This is a genomic window from Methylobacterium gregans (assembly GCF_022179245.1).
GTDB classification, from domain to species: Bacteria; Pseudomonadota; Alphaproteobacteria; order Rhizobiales; family Beijerinckiaceae; genus Methylobacterium; species Methylobacterium gregans.
On sequence record NZ_BPQM01000009.1, the window covers coordinates 24,412 to 43,900 of the forward strand.

At 69.6% G+C, this 19,489-nt stretch carries 17 protein-coding genes; 7 read left to right on the forward strand and 10 right to left on the reverse strand.

Annotated elements, in window-relative coordinates; genetic code table 11:
* Nucleotides 1-57 precede the first annotated feature (57 nt).
* The 5 genes from MFF54_RS02405 to msrP all read left to right on the forward strand — a co-directional run bounded on the left by MFF54_RS02405 (nucleotide 58) and on the right by msrP (nucleotide 6,771).
* Complete coding sequence (locus MFF54_RS02405) at nucleotides 58-789, forward strand: hypothetical protein (protein ID WP_238301000.1); 732 nt, start codon at nucleotides 58-60, stop codon at nucleotides 787-789.
* A 455-nt stretch (nucleotides 790-1,244) separates the two neighbouring features.
* Nucleotides 1,245-2,078, forward strand: a complete 834-nt coding sequence (locus MFF54_RS02410; RefSeq protein ID WP_238301002.1) for a formate/nitrite transporter family protein — start codon at nucleotides 1,245-1,247, stop codon at nucleotides 2,076-2,078.
* Nucleotides 2,079-2,143: 65 nt separating this feature from the next.
* On the forward strand, nucleotides 2,144-3,859 hold the full coding sequence (locus MFF54_RS02415) for a bifunctional protein-serine/threonine kinase/phosphatase (protein WP_238301004.1): 1,716 nt from the start codon (nucleotides 2,144-2,146) through the stop codon (nucleotides 3,857-3,859).
* Between the two features lie 61 nt (nucleotides 3,860-3,920).
* Nucleotides 3,921-5,723, forward strand: coding sequence for an AMP-binding protein (locus MFF54_RS02420; RefSeq protein WP_370880286.1), 1,803 nt, complete (start codon nucleotides 3,921-3,923; stop codon nucleotides 5,721-5,723).
* Between the two features lie 100 nt (nucleotides 5,724-5,823).
* Complete coding sequence (gene msrP, locus MFF54_RS02425; protein WP_238301008.1) at nucleotides 5,824-6,771, forward strand: protein-methionine-sulfoxide reductase catalytic subunit MsrP; 948 nt, start codon at nucleotides 5,824-5,826, stop codon at nucleotides 6,769-6,771.
* Nucleotides 6,772-6,958: 187 nt separating this feature from the next.
* Here msrP and MFF54_RS02430 read toward each other — a convergent pair whose 3' ends face one another.
* From MFF54_RS02430 to hemB, 10 genes are all read right to left on the reverse strand, one after another.
* The gene (locus MFF54_RS02430; protein WP_238301010.1) at nucleotides 6,959-7,849 is read right to left on the reverse strand and encodes a LysR family transcriptional regulator; all 891 of its coding nucleotides are present in this window, start codon (nucleotides 7,847-7,849) and stop codon (nucleotides 6,959-6,961) included.
* A 313-nt stretch (nucleotides 7,850-8,162) separates the two neighbouring features.
* A complete protein-coding gene (trxB, locus tag MFF54_RS02435) occupies nucleotides 8,163-9,140 on the reverse strand; it encodes a thioredoxin-disulfide reductase (RefSeq protein WP_238301012.1) in 978 nt (325 codons plus the stop codon).
* A 41-nt stretch (nucleotides 9,141-9,181) separates the two neighbouring features.
* Entirely contained in the window at nucleotides 9,182-10,135 is a 954-nt protein-coding gene (locus tag MFF54_RS02440; RefSeq protein ID WP_238301030.1) for a mitochondrial fission ELM1 family protein, read from the reverse strand.
* Nucleotides 10,136-10,227: 92 nt separating this feature from the next.
* A complete protein-coding gene (locus MFF54_RS02445) occupies nucleotides 10,228-10,749 on the reverse strand; it encodes a hypothetical protein (protein ID WP_238301014.1) in 522 nt (173 codons plus the stop codon).
* A 7-nt stretch (nucleotides 10,750-10,756) separates the two neighbouring features.
* A complete protein-coding gene (gene greA / locus MFF54_RS02450) occupies nucleotides 10,757-11,233 on the reverse strand; it encodes a transcription elongation factor GreA (RefSeq protein ID WP_238301032.1) in 477 nt (158 codons plus the stop codon).
* A gap of 102 nt (nucleotides 11,234-11,335) precedes the next feature.
* Nucleotides 11,336-14,809, reverse strand: coding sequence for a carbamoyl-phosphate synthase large subunit (gene carB / locus MFF54_RS02455; protein WP_238301016.1), 3,474 nt, complete (start codon nucleotides 14,807-14,809; stop codon nucleotides 11,336-11,338).
* Nucleotides 14,810-15,001: 192 nt separating this feature from the next.
* Entirely contained in the window at nucleotides 15,002-15,748 is a 747-nt protein-coding gene (locus tag MFF54_RS02460; RefSeq protein WP_238301019.1) for an arginyltransferase, read from the reverse strand.
* A gap of 172 nt (nucleotides 15,749-15,920) precedes the next feature.
* On the reverse strand, nucleotides 15,921-16,409 hold the full coding sequence (locus MFF54_RS02465) for an RDD family protein (protein ID WP_238301021.1): 489 nt from the start codon (nucleotides 16,407-16,409) through the stop codon (nucleotides 15,921-15,923).
* A 334-nt stretch (nucleotides 16,410-16,743) separates the two neighbouring features.
* Nucleotides 16,744-17,106, reverse strand: coding sequence for a hypothetical protein (locus MFF54_RS02470; RefSeq protein WP_238301023.1), 363 nt, complete (start codon nucleotides 17,104-17,106; stop codon nucleotides 16,744-16,746).
* Between the two features lie 8 nt (nucleotides 17,107-17,114).
* On the reverse strand, nucleotides 17,115-18,170 hold the full coding sequence (gene hemB, locus MFF54_RS02475) for a porphobilinogen synthase (RefSeq protein ID WP_238301025.1): 1,056 nt from the start codon (nucleotides 18,168-18,170) through the stop codon (nucleotides 17,115-17,117).
* A 176-nt stretch (nucleotides 18,171-18,346) separates the two neighbouring features.
* On the opposite strand from hemB, the gene MFF54_RS02480 reads away from it, so the two are divergent.
* Both MFF54_RS02480 and ldtR read left to right on the forward strand, forming a co-directional pair.
* Entirely contained in the window at nucleotides 18,347-18,784 is a 438-nt protein-coding gene (locus MFF54_RS02480; protein ID WP_238301027.1) for a DUF6163 family protein, read from the forward strand.
* Between the two features lie 162 nt (nucleotides 18,785-18,946).
* Nucleotides 18,947-19,456 (forward strand): transcriptional regulator LdtR, encoded by a 510-nt coding sequence (gene ldtR / locus MFF54_RS02485; protein WP_238301028.1) that lies wholly within the window; start codon nucleotides 18,947-18,949, stop codon nucleotides 19,454-19,456.
* Nucleotides 19,457-19,489 lie beyond the last annotated feature (33 nt).

Consider the following 19,489-nt stretch of genomic DNA (forward strand, 5'->3'; position numbering starts at 1 on the left):
GGGCGGGGGAAGCGTGCGTCTGGGCGGTGCCCGGCCGACCTGTAGAGTACCTGAGCGATGCGTGGAGCACCGATCCTCCTGGCCGCTGCGCCTGTCGCGGCGGCGCTCGCCGCCCTCGCGACCGTGGCGGCGACGGGCCTGAGCCAGCGCTCCGGCCTGCCAAGCGCGGTCGAACCCTTCGCCTACGGCTTCTTCCTCGACCGCTACCCGCTCTTCGCCTTCGCCATCGTGTACGGGCTCGTGCGGATCGTCTGCGCAGCCGCCGCGCCCGGGCCGGCCTCGCCCGTCCGGCGGGCCGTGTTCGGCCTCGCGGGTCTCGCCCTTCTGCTCGGCGCCTCGCTCTACCCGACCTTTGGCGGTCTCGTGCTGCGCGCCGGTTTTGGCAGCGGCAGCATGGCCTTTCTCACCAACACCCCGCTCTGGGCGTCCTACGCCATCGGGTCCGCGGTCGCAGCGCTGCTCTTCGGCCTCGCCATGGGCATCCCGATCGTGCTCGCGACGCTGCGGCGCCGCGCCCCGGAAGGTTTCGGGCGGCGCGTCCGGCGCGCCATCGCCACCATGCTCTTGAGTTTCCTGGCGCTGTGGCTCGGTGCCGCCATCCTGGGGCTCGCCCGCGAGGCTGGCATCGGACCCTGGCCGCGGCGGCCCTTCGCGACCGACGAAGCGCTCCGGGCCGCACTCGTGGTGCTCGCAGCGACGGTGCCGCACGCCCTCGTGAGCCTCCTCCGCGCGGGCCGCCCCGAGCCGGTCCGCCGGCCCTCGCTGAAAGATCGCCTGCGGCCGATGTGAGGACAGGTCCGCCAGGCCCACGAGGCACACCGCAGGGGGCCGTCGAGGGCCGGTGAACCCCGGCTCCGCCCGCGGACGCCTCGGACGGGGGTGAAAGGTCGCCCGGACTCCCGTGCGGGAGGGAGCGTCACGACGCGATCGCGACTTGGCCGCGGGATCAGGCCTCTGCGCGTCCGCATCCGCCACGTTCAGGCTCACCCGGCACCGACGTCACGGGCGTCCGAGGTGACTGCGGCGACGAGAGAGGCACTCCGGCGCGGCGTCTCCGCATCCTGGGGGGCATCGATGCCGCTTTTGCGGGCAACGGGCGCGGATCTTGCTGGAGCACAACCGACCGGTGCGGGCAGCGCCCGCCCCGTCGCGTCGGACAGCACGTCGGACCGGAGACGCCCGGACATTCGGGCGGGGTCACTCGTCAAGCCCTCGCATCTTCCGTCCGCCACAAGGGAAACGGTATGGCTTACCTCGCGCCCTCCGAGTTCGTGACCAAGATGGTCGACGCCGGAGAATCCAAGATCTTCATGTCCACCCGCGACACCGTGATCCGCGCCTACATGGCGGGCGCGATCCTGGCGCTCGCCGCGGTCTTCGCCGTCACCATCACGCAGCAGACCGGCATCCCGATCCTCGGCGCCGCCCTGTTCCCGGTCGGCTTCTGCATGCTCTACCTGCTGGGCTTCGATCTGCTGACCGGCGTCTTCGTGCTCGCCCCGCTCGCGCTGCTCGACCGGCGGCCGGGCGTGACCGTCGGCGGCGTGCTGCGCAACTGGGGCTTCGTCTTCCTCGGCAACTTCCTGGGCGCGCTGACGGTGGCCTTCATGATGGCCTTCGTCTTCACCTTCGGTTTCACCGCGCCCGCCGACAAGGTCGGCGAGTTCATCGCCCATGTCGGCGAGCGCCGCACCGTCGGCTACGCGGCCCACGGCGTCGGCGGCTGGTTCACGATCTTCATCCGCGGCATGCTGTGCAACTGGATGGTCTCGACGGGCGTCGTCGGCGCGATGATCTCGACGACGGTGAGCGGCAAGGTCATCGCCATGTGGATGCCCATCATGGTGTTCTTCTACATGACCTTCGAGCACTCCGTGGTGAACATGTTCCTGTTCCCCTTCGGCCTGATGATGGGCGGCAACTTCTCGATCGGGGACTACTTCTTCTGGAACGAGATCCCGACCGTGCTCGGCAACCTCGTCGGCGGCCTCGCCTTCACCGGGCTGACCCTCTACACCACCCACGTCCGCACCGCGCCGAAGCGGGCGGTCGTCGCGGCGCGCCGCGTCGCGGCCTGATCCGGGCTTGACCGGACGGTGGCCTGCCCCGAAAGGGCACGCGCCACCGTCCGCGCCACGCTTCCATGCCGAACGATCTCAGGCTCGCCCTCGGCCAACACAGCGCGGCGGGCCGCAAACCCGCCAACCAGGATTTCCACGGGGCGCTCGTCCCCGGGCAGCCGGCCCTGAGCCTGAAGGGCGCGGCCATCGCGATCGCCGACGGGATCGGCAGCAGCGCGGTGAGCCACGTCGCCAGCGAGACCGCGGTCAAGACCTTCCTGACCGACTACTACGACACCCCCGACACGTGGTCGGTGAAGAGCGCCGCACAGCGCGTGATCGCGGCGGCCAATTCGTGGCTGTACGCCGAGACGCGGCGCAGCCGGCACGAGCCCGACCGCGGCTACGTCACCACCTTCAGCGCCCTCGTCCTCAAGGGACGCACCGCCCACGTCTTCCATGTCGGCGACGGGCGGATCTGCCGGGTCGCCGGCCGCTCCCTGGAACAGCTGACCGAGGACCACCGCCTCGTCCTGTCGGCGGCGGAATCCTATCTCGGCCGCGCGCTCGGGGCCGGCGCGCATGTGGAGATCGACCACGCCACCCTGCGGACCGAGCCGGGCGACGTCTTCGTCCTCACCACCGACGGGGTGCACGAGCACGTCGCCCCCGAGACGATCGCCGGCCTCATCGCGCGCCATGCCGCGGATCTGGACGCGGCGGCCCGTGAAATCGTCAGGCATGCCTACGAGTCCGGCAGCGCCGACAATCTCACAGCGCAGATCGTGCGCATCGAAGCGGCACCCGAGGCCGATCCAATCGATCTCGCGGGCCGCGTCCTCGATCTGGCCCCGGCCCCCCTGCTCGAACCGCCCACCACCTTCGACGGCTACCGGGTGCTGCGGACGCTTCACGCGAGCGATCGCAGCCATGTCTACCTCGCGGAGGATGCCGAGACGGGGGCCCGGGTCGCCCTCAAGCTGCCGTCCACGGAAGCGCGCGACGACCCCGCGAAGCTCCGCCGTCTCGTCATGGAGGAGTGGATCGCCCGGCGCATCGACAGCCCGCACGTGCTGACGGCCCAGCCCCAAACGCGGAGCCGCAGCCACCTCTACACGGCGATGGACTACGTGGAGGGGATCACGCTGGCGCAGTGGATGCGCGACAACCCGGTCCCCGACCTCGAGACCGTGCGCGGCTTGATCGAGCAGATCGCCCGGGGCCTGCAGGCCTTTCATCGCCGCGAGATGGTGCACCAGGACCTGCGCCCGCAGAACGTCCTGATCGACCCGGCCGGCACCGTGCGGATCATCGACTTCGGCTCCACCCGGATCGCGGGCGTGGCCGAGATCGCCGCCGAGGAGCCGGTGCTCGGCACCCAGCAGTACAGCGCCCCCGAGTCCCTGGCGGGCCACCCTGGCACGCCCGCCGCGGACATCTTCTCCCTCGGCGTCATCGCCTACCAGATGCTGACCGGACACCTGCCCTACGGGGCGGCCGCCGCCCGGGCGCTCACCGAGGCGCGGGCACGACGCCTGCGCTACGTCCCGCTCTCCGCATCTCGGCCGGGGCTGCCGGTCTGGGTCGACGGGGCCCTGCGCAAAGCCGTCCACCCGAACCCGGCGCTCCGTTACGAAGCGCTCTCGGCCTTCACCTACGACCTGCGCCACCCGAACCCGTCGCTCGCCGGGATGCGCCGGGCGGCCCTGCTGGAGCGCAATCCGGTCCTGTTCTGGAAGCTCGTCTCGCTGGCGCTGGCCGTCGCGCTCGTCGCCGCGCTGGCGAGCCGGGCGGCCTGAGGCGGCGCCCGCAACCGTCCACGCAAGCCGGGCTCTGTCCCACGCTCCCGACCGGGGGCGCTTGTTCGCGGCCGCCGGATCGCCCACTCTCGGCCGCAAGGGGAGCGGTCAGGAAGGCTGCGCGGCCGCTACGAAGCCGCGGGCCAGGGAGGACGCCGTGATCGAGGAACAGAGAGCCGGGAAGCCCTGGCTCGCATCATATCCGCCCGGCATACCGGCCGAGATCGACGTGGACGGGCTCGGCACACTGGTCGACATGTTCGAGGCGAGCACCGCGCGCTACGCCGACAGGCCCGCGGTGATCTGCTTCGGCGCCACGTTGCGCTACAGGCAACTGGGGGCGATGTCCCGCGCCTTCGCCGCTTGGCTCCAGGGTCAGGGCATCGCCAAGGGCGACCGGGTCGCGATCATGATGCCGAACGTGCCGGCCTACCCGGTCGCGCTCTTCGGCACGCTGCTGGCGGGCGCGACGGTGGTCAACGTCAACCCGCTCTACACGCCGCGCGAGCTCGCCGCCCAGCTCAACGATTCGGGCGCGCGCACCCTCGTGGTGCTGGAGAACTTCGCCCACACGGTCGCGCAGGCGCTGCAGGACCTCGCCCTCGACCGCGTCGTGATTGCCGGGCCCGGCGACGGGCTCGGGCCGAAAGGCGCGCTGATCAACCTCGCGGCGCGTCACATCAAGAAGGCGGTGCCGGCCTTTCGGCTGCCGCAGGGCCTCGCGACCCGCTTCGCCGCCGCCTTGAAGAGCGGCCGCGCCGCGCGGCTGCGCCCCGTCCCGGTGGCGCAGGACGACCTCGCCTTCCTGCAGTACACCGGCGGCACCACCGGCGTGGCCAAGGCGGCGATGCTGACCCACCGCAACGTCATCGCCAACGTGGTGCAGAGCCAGACGTGGTTCCGGGCGACCGACCCGGACGGCCCGGAGCGCGTGATGGTGACGGCGCTGCCGCTCTACCACATCTTCGCGCTGACCTGCTGCTTCCTGTTCTTCATCCGCTCGGGCGGCGCCTGCTTGCTGATCCCGAACCCGCGCGACGCGGACGGCTTCGTGAGGACCCTGTCGAAGCACCGCTTCACCCATATGTCGGGGGTGAACACCCTGTTCAACCTGCTGAACAACCATCCGGGCTTCGGCGGCCTCGACTTCTCGCACCTCGATTACGTGGTGGGCGGCGGCATGGCGGTGCAGAAGGCCGTGGCGACGCGCTGGAAGGAGATCACCGGCTCGACGATCGTCGAGGGCTACGGCCTCTCGGAGACTTCGCCGGTGGTCTGCGCGAACCCCTACGGCCTGCCCGAGTGGTCGGGCACGATCGGCTATCCCTTGCCCTCGACCGACGTCTCGATCCGAAATGCCGACGGGATGCCCGTGCCCTTCGGCGTGCCCGGAGAGCTCTGCGTGCGCGGCCCCCAGGTCATGACGGGCTACTGGAACCGGCCGGACGAGACCGCGAAGGTGATGACCCAGGACGGCTTCTTCCGCAGCGGCGACGTCGCCGTGATGCAGCCGGACGGGCAGGTGCGGATCGTGGACCGGATGAAGGACATGATCCTCGTGTCCGGCTTCAACGTCTACCCGAACGAGGTCGAGGACGTGCTGGCCCTCCATCCAGGCATCCTCGAATGCGCGGTGGTCGGTGCGCCCTGCGCGGAGGCGGGCGAGATGGTTGTGGCGCACGTCGTCCTGCGCGACGCGTCGCTCACCGTCGAGGCGATCCGGGCGCACGCCCGCGCGCAGCTCACCGGCTACAAGGTGCCGCGCCAAGTGGTGATCCGGGAGGCATTGCCGAAGACCAATGTGGGCAAGGTGCTGCGCCGGGCGCTGCGGGACGATTCTCCGGACGATTCTCCGGCGGCGTAACCGCACGTCCTGCGCGACGAATGGGCCCCGGATCCCCGGCTTGTGTCGCGCCCGAAACGGCGCGATCTGCCGGGGCGAAGTATCGCGGAGGACGCCCCCCATGTTGATCAAGCGCAGCCGCGGCTGGGAGATCCCCGAGAGCCGCGCCACGCCCGAATCGGTCTTCCTGAACCGCCGCGCGCTGCTCGGCGGCGCGGCGGGGCTCACGGCAGGCGCGATGCTCGCCGGCCGCCCCGGCTTCGCGGCCGAGGGCGCCCCCTATCCGGCGCCGCGCAACGAGGCCTACCTCCTCGACCGCGCGGTGACGCCGGAACGCTACAGCGGCGACTACAACAACTTCTACGAGTTCGGCACCTCAAAGAGCGTGATGCCGGCGGCCGAGGCGCTGAGGACCAGCCCCTGGACGGTCAAGGTCGACGGCCTCGTGGAGAAGCCCTTCGAGATCGGCGTCGACGACCTCGTCCGGAAGGTGGGGCTGGAGGAGCGGCTCTACCGGCACCGCTGCGTCGAGGCATGGTCGATGGCCGTTCCCTGGACCGGCTTCCCCCTGTCGAAGCTCCTGGCGCTCGCCAAGCCCGCCTCGGGGGCGAAGTACGTCCGGTTCGAGACCTTCCTCGACAAGGCGATGGCGCCGGGCCAGCGCGCGTTCTTCTACCCCTGGCCCTATGTCGAGGGGCTGACGCTGGCGGAGGCCGGCCACGACCTCGCCTTCGTGGTGACCGGCATCTACGGCAAGCCACTGCCGAAGCAGTTCGGCGCACCGATCCGGATCGCGTTGCCCTGGAAGTACGGGTTCAAGTCGATCAAGTCGATCACGAAGGTCTCCTTCGTGGCCGAGCGGCCGAAAACCTTCTGGGAGGGCCTGCAATCCTCCGAGTACGGCTTCTGGGCGAACGTGAACCCGGCCGTCCCGCATCCGCGATGGAGCCAGGCGAGCGAGCGCGTGCTCGGCACGGACCAGCGCGTCCCGACGCTGATCTACAACGGCTACGGCGAGCAGGTCGCGGGCCTCTACAAGGGGCTGGAGAAGGAGCGGCTGTTCGTCTGAGCGGCGATTTTCCCTTCCCCTCTCTGCGGGGGAGGGTGGGCCAGCCATAAGGCCGGGTCAGGGGAGCGACAGCGCCGGATGGTGCTCGGCATCGACGCTCCGCCTCTTCCGGAAGCTGGGTGCCCCTCTCCCGTCGCCCTTCGGGCGCCACCCTCCCGGCAGAGGGTGGAGGGACAGTTTTAGCGCCTCAGTAAGTCCAGCGCTGGGCCTTCGCGACCAAGAAGTCGCGGAACGCTTGGACCCGGGCCACCGTCCGCATCTCCTCGGCGTAGACAAGGTAGCTGTCGAGCGTCGGCATCTCGCTGTCGCGCAGGATCTGCACCAGGGCATCGCCCCCGTCGACCGCGTAGTCCGGCAGGATACCGATGCCGCAGCCGGTCTCCATCGCCTTCTGCAGCGCCGCCACGTTGTTGACCGTGAAGTGCACCGGACGGCGCTCGCGGCCCTCGCGGCCGATATCGGCGAGGTAGTGAGCGGCCAGCAGATAGGAGGGCTCGTTGCCGCCGAACGAGATCAGGCGGTGGTTGTCAAGGTCCTCGAAGGTCTTCGGCTCGCCGAAGCGCTTGATGTAATCCGGGCTCGCGAAGGCGTGGTAGTGCACCGTGAAGAGCCGGCGCTGGATCAGGTCCGGCTGCGCCGGACGGCGCATGCGGATGGCGATATCCGCCTCGCGCATGGCGAGGTCGAGCTCCTCGTTGGTGAGGATGAGTTCGATGCGGACGTCGGGGTAGAGGTCGAGGAACTCGGCCACCCGCTGCGAGAGCCAGGCCGAGCCGAGGCCGACCGTCGTGGTCACCTTGAGATCGCCCGAGGGGCGCTCGCTCGTCTCGACAAGGCGGGCCTTCGTGTTCTCGAGCCGCAGCTTCATGTCGCGCGCGGCACGGAACAGCAGGTCGCCCTGCTCGGTCAGGATCAGGCCGCGGGCGTGGCGATGGAACAGCGGCGCCTTCAGCTCGCGCTCCAGGGCGCTGATCTGACGACTCACCGCGGACTGGCTGAGCCCGATATCGTCACCCGCCTTCGTGAAGCTGCCGGCCTCGGCGACGTTGAGGAAGATCCGGATCTTGTCCCAATCCACGGCGAGCAACCCCCACCAGCCCGAAACGCCCGCGCGACGGCGCGGTCCCACCCAGCGACGGGCAACGCGGGCGGGCGCTGTCTCACGTCCATGCCCGAGCCGCAGTGCCGCGATGCGGCCCTGTCGCCAGCACATAACTCATGCGTGCAGGACGCGTATCCGCGCAAGGCGTGCAGAGAGGTTTTTGTTGATCAGGCTATGATTCCGGTGGACGCGGCAGATGTTCGCGACCGCCCCTCTGCGTGCTCGTCACCCCGGGGCCGCGAAGCGGGGCCGAGGATGACGGTAAGATCCGTGACGAGTGGCCGGAACCCTACTCCGCCGCCGCCTGCTGCGGGTTCTCGCCGATCTCCAGATTCGCCAGGAACTTCTCGGCCTCCAGCGCGGCCATGCAGCCCATGCCGGCCGCGGTGATCGCCTGCCGGTAGACGTCGTCGGTCACGTCGCCCGCCGCGAAGACGCCCGGGATCTCGGTCTCGGCGGTGCCCGGCCGGACCGTCAGGTAGCCGCCCTGACGCATCGGAAGCTGGCCCTCGAAGATCGCCGTGGCGGGCTGGTGGCCGATCGCCACGAAGAGGCCGTCGGTGCGGTGCTCGCGAATCGCGCCGGTGGTCACGTCCTTGAGGCGCAGGTGGGTGACGGTCGGCGCCGGCTTGTCGGTGCCGCAGACTTCCTCGACCGCGTGATTCCAGATTACCTCGACGTTCGGGTGCTTGAACAGGCGCTCCTGCAGGATGCGCTCGGCCCGGAAGCCGTCGCGGCGATGCACGACCGTCACGCGCTTGGCGATGTTGGCGAGGTACAGCGCCTCCTCCACGGCGGTGTTGCCGCCGCCCACCACCGTGACCTCCTTGCCCCGGAAGAAGAAGCCGTCGCAGGTGGCGCAGGCCGAGACGCCGCCGCCCTGGTACTTCGCCTCGGAGGGGAGGCCGAGCCACTTCGCCTGGGCGCCGGTCGCGATGATCAGCGCATCGCACGAATAGGTCTCGCCGGAATCCGCGGTGAGCCGGAACGGACGGGTCTTGAGGTCGACCTCGGTGATGTACTCGGACACGATCCGCGTCCCGACATGCTCGGCCTGGGCGCGCATCTGCTCCATCAGCCAGGGACCCTGGATGGCCTCGGCGAAGCCCGGATAGTTCTCGACGTCGGTCGTGATCATGAGCTGGCCGCCGGGCTGGAAGCCCGAGATCAGCAGCGGCTCGACCATGGCGCGGGCCGCGTAGATCGCCGCCGTGTAGCCGGCCGGGCCGGAGCCGATGATCACGAGCTTGGCGTGGGTGTGGGCCATGGATGTCCTCGAAGTCTGCGTCGCGGCTGCCCCAGCCTAGCTCATGCGGGGGCCTGAGCCGAGCGGTGCTCGGCGTAGCGGCGCGCCAGGGCGGCGGCGATCACCGGGGTCGCGTCGATCGGCTTGTAGCTCAGCGCCTCCAAACGCCCGGTGAAGGGCTTGAGCGCTCCGGCGATCGCGAGACCGGCGAACATCCGCCGGTGCCGGATATAGGTGCGGGGCAGGTCGAACAGCAGGACCGGCGCGCCCGTGCTCACCGCCTCGCTCACCATGTTGGCCGAATCCGAGGTCACCACGATCGCGTCGGCGAGCGCCAGCATCGCGACGTAGGGATTGCGGCCGGTGCCGTCCCAGAGGAAACCGCCGGTCTCGTGGGCGAGCGCCTTTACCGAATCGCGCAGGGGGTTCGGCGTGCGGCGCGAGACCGTCACCATCAGTCGGCAGCCGCTGCCCGCGAGCTTGCGCAGATCGGTGGTCAGCCGCAGCATGTCGGCCTTGCGGTAGCTGAGATGGCGGCTGTCGCCGCCGATCAGCACCGCCACGCGCGGGCGCTCTAGGCCGGCCAGCCGCGGGTCGGGCTCGGCCCGGGCCGCCGCGATCCGCTCCGCGGTGACGAGGTGGGGTGCCGTGAGGGTCGTGAAGACGCTCGGCCCCCGCAGGTCGTCGTAATCCGGCACCCAGATGAAGTCCGCGCTGTCCTGACCCGTGCGCGGATCCTTCAGGAAGGCCGTGAAGGTGCGCCCCTCAGAGGCCCGGCGCACCGCCCGCATGTAGGGCACGGAGCGCCGCCCGGAGGCGATCACGATCTCGGGGAAGGGACCAGCGAGCGCGCCCTTGCGCCGATGCGGACCCTGGCGCGGGTCGATCGGTCCCCAGGGCGCGGTCCAACCGAAGATGCCGTTCGCCGGTACGCGGCGCAGCTCGTAGGCGAGGCCCAGCGTCTCGGCGATGCCGACGCACTGGTTCTCGTCTCCCGCCTTGCCGTCCGTGACGATCCAGGCCCGGGTGCCGGCAAGATTGCCGGTGCCGGCAAGATTGCCGCTGTCGGCGAGCGCGCCGGCTGCCGTCTCGTGCGCCGCGTCCACCCTCACCGGCCCGGCAGCTCGCGGCCGAGCCACTGGGCATAGATATCGGCGATGGCCGCGATCCGGCGCCGCTCGTTGGCCGGGTCGTACCACGCTCCGCCGTAGCTCGAGGGCATCGCGGTGAGCTGCGGGTGGCGGGCCAGAACCGCGCCGCCGCGATCGACCAGCAGGGCCTCGCCGTCGAGATAGTCGCTCTGGTTGCCGCCGCCGAGGCCGCCGCGCCCGACATTTCCGCCCACATAGGCGCGCTGCGACAGGCCGGTGATGCGCACGACGAGGCGCGGGCCCCGTCCGCCGAGGCGGTCGCCGAGGCTGCGCCGCAGCGCCGCCGTCAGATCCGCCCGCAGGGCCTCGGCGGGCAGACCGCCGCCCTGCGCGAGCAGCGGGCGCACATCGACCTGCACGTCCGAGAAGACCGGCGTCCAGGTGCCAGCATCCCCGGGGGATTGCGCGGCGGCAGGCACAGCGAGCGCGAGAAGGCCGGCGGCAAGGGCCGCTAGCCGACCCGGACGGAACGCAGCCATCGTCCGCTCAGCCGCCGAACCGGACGGCGACGACCTCGTAGGACTTGCCGCCGCCGGGCGTCGTCACCTCGACGGTGTCGCCCACGCCCTTGCCAATCAGCGCGCGGGCGATCGGCGAGGTGATCGAGACGCGGCCTGAGCGCACGTCGGCCTCCGGCTCGCCCACGATCTGGTAGGTCTTCTCCTCCTCCGTGTCTTCGTCCACGAGCTGCACGGTGGCGCCGAACTTGATCTTGCTGCCCGAGAGCTTCGTGACGTCGATGATCTCGGCGCGCGCGATCATGCTCTCGAGCTCCATCACGCGGCCCTCGTTGTGGGACTGCGCCTCCTTGGCGGCATGGTACTCGGCGTTCTCCGACAGGTCGCCGAGGGCGCGGGCCTCGGAGATCGCCTGGATGATGCGCTGGCGCTCGACCTGCTGGCGGTGCTTCAGCTCTTCCTCGAGAGCGGCGAAACCGCGGGTCGTGATCGGAACCTTGTCTATGCTCATCGTCCCACGCCACAATGAATAGGCCCGGACGGGAGCGGTGTCGCTCCCTCCGGGCCAGAGGTCGGATCTGCGGTTCGCGGCCGGCGAGCCGGAGCGTCAGGCCGCGAAATATTCCTGCAGGGCGCGGACCTTGAGATCGCCTTCGAGGTAGGCACGGATCCCTTCGGCCGCGGCCATCGCGCCGGCTAGAGTGGTGTAGTACGGCACTTTATGCAAGAGGGCGGCCCGGCGCAGCGACCGGGAGTCGGAGAGCGCGCCGGCCCCTTCCGTGGTGTTGAAGACGAGCTGGATCTCGCCGTTCTTGATGGCGTCCACCACGTGCGGACGGCCTTCCAGCACCTTGTTGATGCGCTCGGTTGGGACGCCGTTCTCGACGAGGAAGCGCTGGGTGCCGCCCGTCGCCAGCACGGTGAAGCCGAGGTCCTTGAGCAGGCGCACGGCCGGCAGGATGCGGTCCTTGTCGGCGTCGCGCACCGAGACGAAGACCGCGCCGGCCTTCGGCACCTGCGTGCCGGAGCCGAGCTGGCTCTTGGCGAAGGCGACGCCGAAGCCGGCATCCAACCCGATCACCTCGCCGGTCGAGCGCATCTCCGGTCCGAGCAGCACGTCGACGCCGGGGAAGCGCGCGAAGGGGAACACGGCCTCCTTGACGGCGATGTGCTGCAGCGTCTTCGGCTTGAGGCCGAAGCCGGCCAGCGGCTCGCCCGCCATCACGCGCGCGGCGATCTTGGCGATGGGCTCGCCGATCACCTTGGCGACGAAGGGCACCGTGCGGGACGCCCGCGGGTTCACCTCCAGCACGTAGATCGTGCCGTCCTTGATCGCGTATTGCACGTTCATCAGGCCGCCGACCTTCAGCGCCAGCGCCATCGCCTTGGTCTGGCGCTCCAGCTCGGCGATGATCTCCGGCGAGAGCGAGCGCGGGGGCAGCGAGCAGGCGGAATCGCCCGAGTGGATGCCCGCTTCCTCGATGTGCTCCATGATGCCGGCGATGAAGACGTCTGTGCCGTCGCAGACCGCGTCCACGTCCACCTCGACCGCATCCGACAGGTAGCGGTCGAACAGGAGCGGGTTCTTGCCCAGCACCGTGTTGATCTGGCCCGTCTTGTCGTTCGGGTACCGGGCCTTGACCTCGGAGGGGATCAGGCTCGGCAGGGTGTCGAGCAGGTAGTCGGCGAACTGCGTCTCGTCGCGGATGATCGCCATGGCGCGCCCTCCGAGCACGTAGCTCGGGCGCACCACGAAGGGCAGGCCGAGATCGGCCGCGACCAGCCGGCTCTGCTCCACCGAGTAGGCGATGCCGTTCTTCGGCTGCTTCATGCCGAGCTTGTCGAGGAGGCGCTTGAACTGGTCGCGGTCCTCGGCGAGGTCGATCGCGTCCGGCGAGGTGCCAAGGATCGGCACGCCGGCGGCTTCCAGCGCGCGGGCGAGCTTTAGGGGCGTCTGGCCGCCGAACTGCACGATGACGCCGTGCAGCGTACCGGCCTGCCGCTCGGTCTCGATGATTTCGAGCACGTCCTCGGCGGTCAGCGGCTCGAAGTAGAGCCGGTCCGAGGTGTCGTAGTCGGTCGAGACCGTTTCCGGGTTGCAGTTGACCATGATGGTCTCGTAGCCGGCATCGCTCAGAGCGAAGCAGGCGTGGCAGCAGCAATAGTCGAACTCGATGCCCTGGCCGATCCGGTTCGGGCCACCGCCGAGGATGATGACCTTGCGCTTGTCGCTGGGCAGCGCCTCATCGACGACTGTGCCGGCAAAGGGCGCCACGTAGGTCGAGTACATGTAGGCAGTCGGCGACTTGAACTCGGCCGCGCAGGTGTCGATGCGCTTGAAGACCGGGCGCACCGCGAGCGCACGGCGCCGCTCGCGCACCTCGGCCTCCTCGACGCCCGCCAGAACCGCGAGGCGCGCGTCGGAGAAGCCCGCGGCCTTGAGCTGGCGGAAGGCGCCCGCCGTGCCCGGCAGGCCGTGGGCCTTCACCCGGTTCTCGAGGTCGACGATGGCCTGGAGCTGCTCCAGGAACCACGGATCGATCTTGCAGGAGGCGTGGACCTCCTCGTGGGTGACGCCGAGGCGCAGCGCCTGGCCGACCTTCAGCAGCCGGTCCGGGGTCGGCGTGCCGAGCGCCGCCTTGATGGCGTTGTGGTCGTCACCCTTGCCGAGGCCCTCGATCTCGATGTCGTCGAGGCCGGTGAGCCCCGTCTCCAGCGAGCGGAGCGCCTTCTGGAGCGATTCCGCAAAGCAACGGCCGATCGCCATGGCCTCGCCCACCGACTTCATGGCGGTGGTCAGCGTCGGCTCGGCGCCGGGGAACTTCTCAAAGGCGAAGCGCGGGATCTTAGTGACGACGTAGTCGATCGTCGGCTCGAAGGAGGCCGGGGTGGCGCCGCCCGTGATGTCGTTGGCGATCTCGTCGAGCGTGTAGCCGACCGCGAGCTTGGCCGCGACCTTCGCGATCGGGAAGCCGGTGGCCTTCGAGGCGAGCGCCGAGGAGCGCGAGACGCGCGGGTTCATCTCGATCACGATCATGCGCCCGTTCTCGGGGTTGATCGCGAACTGAACGTTCGAACCGCCGGTCTCGACGCCGATCTCGCGCAGCACCGCGAGCGATGCGTCGCGCATCACCTGGTACTCCTTGTCGGTGAGCGTCAGCGCGGGCGCCACCGTGATCGAGTCGCCCGTGTGCACGCCCATCGGATCGATGTTCTCGATGGAGCAGACGATGATGCAGTTGTCGTTCTTGTCGCGAACGACCTCCATCTCGTACTCCTTCCAGCCGAGCACGCTCTCCTCGATCAGCACCTCATTCGTCGGCGAGGCGTCGATGCCGCGCTCCACGATGTCGAGGAACTCCTCGCGGTTGTAGGCGATGCCGCCGCCGGTGCCGCCCATGGTGAAGGAGGGGCGGATGATCGCCGGCAGGCCGACCTCGGCCAGCGCGATCAGCGCTTGGCCGAGCGCGTGCTCGCCGTAGCGCTTGCGCCGCTCGGTCTCGCCCGAGGCCCACTTGTTCTCGAAGGCGGCGAGCGCCGCCTTGCGCGCCTCCGGATCGCTGTTGGCCGCCTCGATGCGGGCGATCTCGGCGAGGTACTTCTCGCGGTCGGCCTTCTTGGCCGCGGAGGCGTTGGCCAGCGCCGATTTCGGGGTCTCGAGCCCGATCTTGGTCATCGCGTCGCGGAAGAGGCTGCGATCCTCGGCCTTGTCGATGGCCTCGGCGGTCGCGCCGATCATCTGCACGCCGAACTTGTCGAGCACGCCCATCTTCTGCAGCGAGAGCGCGCAGTTCAGCGCCGTTTGGCCGCCCATCGTGGGCAGGATCGCGTCGGGGCGCTCCTTCTCGATGATCTTGGCGACGACTTCCGGGGTGATCGGCTCGACATAGGTCGCGTCCGCCATATCCGGGTCGGTCATGATGGTCGCGGGGTTCGAGTTGACGAGGACGATCCGGTAGCCCTCCTCGCGCAGCGCCTTGCAGGCCTGAGTGCCCGAGTAGTCGAACTCGCAGGCCTGTCCGATGATGATCGGGCCCGCACCGACGATCAGGATCGAGGAGATATCGGTGCGTTTGGGCATGCTTGGCCTTCTGTCACGGGCGCGCGCCCGATCCCGCACGGTCCCCCGATGGGGTTCCGCGGTCGAGCGCGATGGTCGGAATGTCGTTGAGGCTCGCGTTTACACGCAGCATTGCGGGTTTGGGAAGGGCGAGGATGAGGCGCTGGGATCATCCCCTGTGCGCGGCACGTGCAAGCGCCTTGCCAAGCATCCTCACGGTACCCGCACCCAGCCCTGGCCCATCAGGCGCTCCTGGGGCCGGAAGCGGGCTTTGTAATCCATCTTGCGGGAGCCCTCGACCCAGTAGCCGAGATACAGGTAGGGCAGACCCAGCGCTCGCGCGCGGGCGATGTGGTCGAGGATCATGAACGTCCCGAGCGAGCGGTGCGCCTCCGCCGGGTCGTAGAACGAGTAGACCATCGACAGGCCGTCGGCGAGGACGTCGGTCAGGCAATAGGCCACCGGCGGCCCGCTGCCGCGGCCGTTGATCGCCGTGTCCGGACCACGACGGCGATAGGCCACCAGATGCGTGTCGACGTGGCTGTCCTCGATCATCATGGCGTAGTCGAGCACGGTCATGTCGATCATGCCGCCGTCGCCGTGGCGCGCGTCGAGATAGCGCCGGAACAGGGCGTACTGCTCGGAGGCCGGCCGGTTCGGCTCGGCGGCGCCGACAAGATCCTCGCTTCGGGCCAGGATTCGTCGCTGGCTCGCCGAGGGCGCGAAATCGTTCACGACCACCCGCACCGAGATGCAGGCCCGGCAGGTCTCGCAGGCCGGCCGGTAAGCGATGGTCTGCGAGCGGCGGAAGCCGCCCTGCGTCAGGATCTCGTTGAGATCGCGGGCGCGGCGCCCGACGAGGTGTGTGAAGACCTTCCGCTCCTCCTGCCCCGGCAGGTAGGGGCAGGGCGAGGGCGCCGTGAGGTAGAATTGCGGGGTATCGCGCGGGTGGCTCGTCACGCGTCAGGTCGCCTCGGGCGTCCCGGCGTCAGGCCGGGCCGATGGTTCAGTGTAACGCCCGTCCGTCGTTGCTCAATGGGGCGAGAGGGTTGCCGAACACATTTCTGGACGCCCGCGCGGTCGCAGTCCCGCCGTCGAGCCCGACGAAGGCTTCAGACATCCGCAGGCAGCCTCAGCCGGCCCGCACCACGGCGAGACCGAGCAGGAGGTCGTGGCCGAGGCGCCGGTCGCTGCGCACCAGCCCGAACATCATGTCGACGAACCAGAGCAGGAACGTCGTGATCGCGACGTAGAACAGGAGGGCGTGCACCGCCGCCGTCAGCATGTCGACCGTGCGACCGCTCTCGGGGGCCACGACGCGCAGGCCCATCATCCGCATGCCGAGCGTGCTCTGACGCGATCCGCCGACCGTGATCGCGCTGTAGATGATGCCGCTCGCCGGCAGCACCGCGAACAGGGTCCAGCCAAGGCCGAATGTGACGAGGCCGATCACGGCGATCGCCAGCCAGAGCAGCATCGAGAAGCCGAAGATGAAGACGATGTCGAGCAGGTAGGCGCAGAAGCGCGCGCCGAGGCTGCCGCGCGCGGCCGGGAGCGGCATCGGCGGCAGGTAGCCGGGCGCGTCGTAGCGCGGGGCGTAACCGGGGCGGGGGCTCTGCATGGTGTGGCATCCTCGCGCGGCGGGATTCTTTTCGGAGGATGAGGTGGGGAGGGCACGGGGCGTGCTCAAGATCCCCCCACGCGGCTCTCTCCCTCCGCGAGCAGAGTGATCGCCTTCGTCGGGCGCCTATCGCCGGACGATGCCCAGACTCGCGACCACCCCCATAGGGAGAGGGTTGGGTGAGGAGTATGACGCTTCAGAAGTGCGCGCGGAGCCGAACGCGCGTCGATGGTGCGCTCCATCCTGTGAGGTCATACCCCTCACCCGACTTTATGCGAATGCAGACCTCTCCCTATGCGAGCGGGGACCCGCGCACTTCCCGTATCGGTCACCCTCACCGCTCGCCCGGGTCCGCCTCCGCCGCGTCCGGTGTGTCGAGGTAGAACCGCTTGAGAAGGTAGAGCGAGGCCGCGCTCAGGTTCTGCCGGTCAGTGGTGATGCCGACGAGCTCCTTGTCCGCGCCGAAGCGGCAGAGCGCCCAGTGCGGACGGGGACCGACCGTGTAGTCGATCCGCACGCTGTCGGGCGCCGCACCCGATCCGGCCCGCAGGATGCGCAGGTTCGTCTCAGCGGGCACGAGGGCCGGCACCGCGCGGCGGCAGAGGGCGACGCGCTCGCCCTGCAGGCTGTTCTCGCAGGTGGCGAGGCCGGCCAGGAGGCCCGCGAGGGTCGCCGCACCCACGAGGCCCGCGCGCACGCCCGGTCTCACGCCCCGGCGCGCAGGTGCTCGGCGACGCGCGGCGCGTAGTAGGTCAGGACGCCGTCCGCGCCCGCCCGCTTGAAGGCGAGCAGGCTCTCCAGCATCGCCCGCTCGCCGTCGAGCCAGCCGTTGCGGGCGGCACCCTCCAGCATCGCGTACTCGCCGGACACCTGGTAGGCGAAGGTCGGGACGCCGAATTCGTCCTTCACCCGCCGGATGATGTCGAGATAGGGCAGGCCGGGCTTCACCATCACCGAATCCGCGCCCTCGGAGAGATCGAGCGCCACCTCGCGCAGGGCCTCGTCGGAATTGCCAGGGTCCATCTGATAGGTGCGCTTGTCGCCGACGAGCGCCGCCTTTGTGCCGATCGCGTCGCGGAACGGCCCGTAGAAGGCGCTGGCGTACTTCGCCGCGTAGGCCATGATCTGCACGTCGAGGAAGCCCGCCTTGTCGAGGGCCGCGCGAATCGCGCCGACGCGTCCATCCATCATGTCGGAGGGCGCGATGATGTCGGTGCCGGCCTCGGCCTGGATCAGGCTCTGCTCCACGAGGAGCGCCACCGTCTCGTCGTTGAGGATCGCGCCGTCCTCCAGGATGCCGTCATGGCCGTGGCTGGTGTAGGGGTCGAGCGCGACATCGGTCATCACGCCGATCTCGGGCACCGCGCGCTTGACCGCCCGCACAGCCCGGCAGACGAGGTTTTCGCGGTTGAGCGCCTCGGATCCCGTGGGATCGCGGAGACTCACCTCCGTGTAGGGGAAGAACGACACAGCTGGGATGCCGAGCCGGGCCGCACGCTCGGCCTCGCGCACGATCTCGTCGACGCTGAGGCGCTCGACGCCGGGCATCGAGGCGATCGGCTCGCGCCGTCCCTCGCCCTCGATCACGAAGAGCGGCCAGATCAGGTCGTCGACGGTGAGCGTGTTCTCGCGCATCAGCCGGCGCGACCACGCGGCCTTGCGGTTGCGGCGCGGGCGCTGGGTCATGGCGAGGCCCGGGCGGGTCGTGGTCCTGGCCGCCTCGACGGCGAGCGGACGCGGTTCGGGCGTGTCGTGCGACATCTCGGGTCACCGGAAGCGATGGATTGCCTAGGGCCTTCAGGCGGGGCCTAGCATATCCGCCGGGCCTGTCGAACCCTTGGGGCAGAGGGCTCCCCTGCGGTTGACGCGCGCCCGGCGGCACCCTCTAACCGGCCTCGGGCGCGCAGAAGGACAGGTAGGGCACGACGGGGATGCGCATGCAGGCACGCGGGCGGGAGCCCGATCTCGGCGGCGACCGCATCGAGCGGAGCGCCACGGCCCGGAAGTCCACCTGGGACACGGCGCTGATCTGGTTCATGCGCGTCACCGCCCTGATCTGGCTCGCCAAGAGCCTCTGGTCCTGGACGGCAATCCTCGATGCGTGGCCGGGCGGCCGCCCCTTCGAGGCCGAGCCGTTCGGCCGGCAGGCGGCGATCGTCTACTTCGCGGTGATCGACGCCACCGCCGCGATCGGGCTCTGGCTGACCAGCGCGTGGGGCGGCGTGATCTGGCTTCTCGCCGTCACCTCGTCGGTGACGCTCGCCCTGCTCACTCCCCAGCTCCTGCCGATGCCGCTGACGTTGACGGCTGCACAGATCAGTATTGTGCTGATCTACTTTCTCCTATCCTGGTCGGCAGCGCGCGAGGTGCGGTAAACGGAGAGTTGTCGAGACCATTCAGTTTGCGTTTACCCATAGAAGTAAATCGCCAATTCATCCTGTCGCTTAAACTGCCTTTCATTCCCCGCCCCTAGGTTGAACCCATAAGCGGCGCCGGACAGCGGCGGACGGCACAACCGGATCAGGCGAGGCACGCGGATGAAGACCCAGGCGACCAAAGCGATCGAGACCCCTGCTCCCGAGGCACTGCCGGCGGCGGGCGCGTATCTGGAGGCGCTCCACCTCGTGGAGCGGCTGCATCGCCGGCTCCTCGACGTGATCAAGGACGAGTTCGAGCGGCGCGGCCGCGAGGACGTCAACAGCGTCCAGGCGCTGCTGCTCTACAACATCGGCGACAAGGAACTCACCGCGAGCGAGCTGCGCACCAAGGGCTACTATCTCGGCTCGAACGTCTCCTACAACGTGAAGAAGCTCGTCGAACTCGGCTTTCTCCACCACGCCCGCTCCAAGACGGATCGGCGCGCCGTGCGGATCTCGCTCACCGACAAGGGCCGCGCGGTGCACGACATCATCCAGGGCCTCTACGACAAGCACGCCCGCACGATCGCGCCGATCGGCGGAATCTCGGAGGACGATTTCGGCCGCCTCAACGTCGCGCTGGGCCGCCTGGAGCGCTTCTGGACCGACCAGATCCGCTACCGCCTCTGACCGGGAATGATCGAAACGCATCGGGGGACGGGA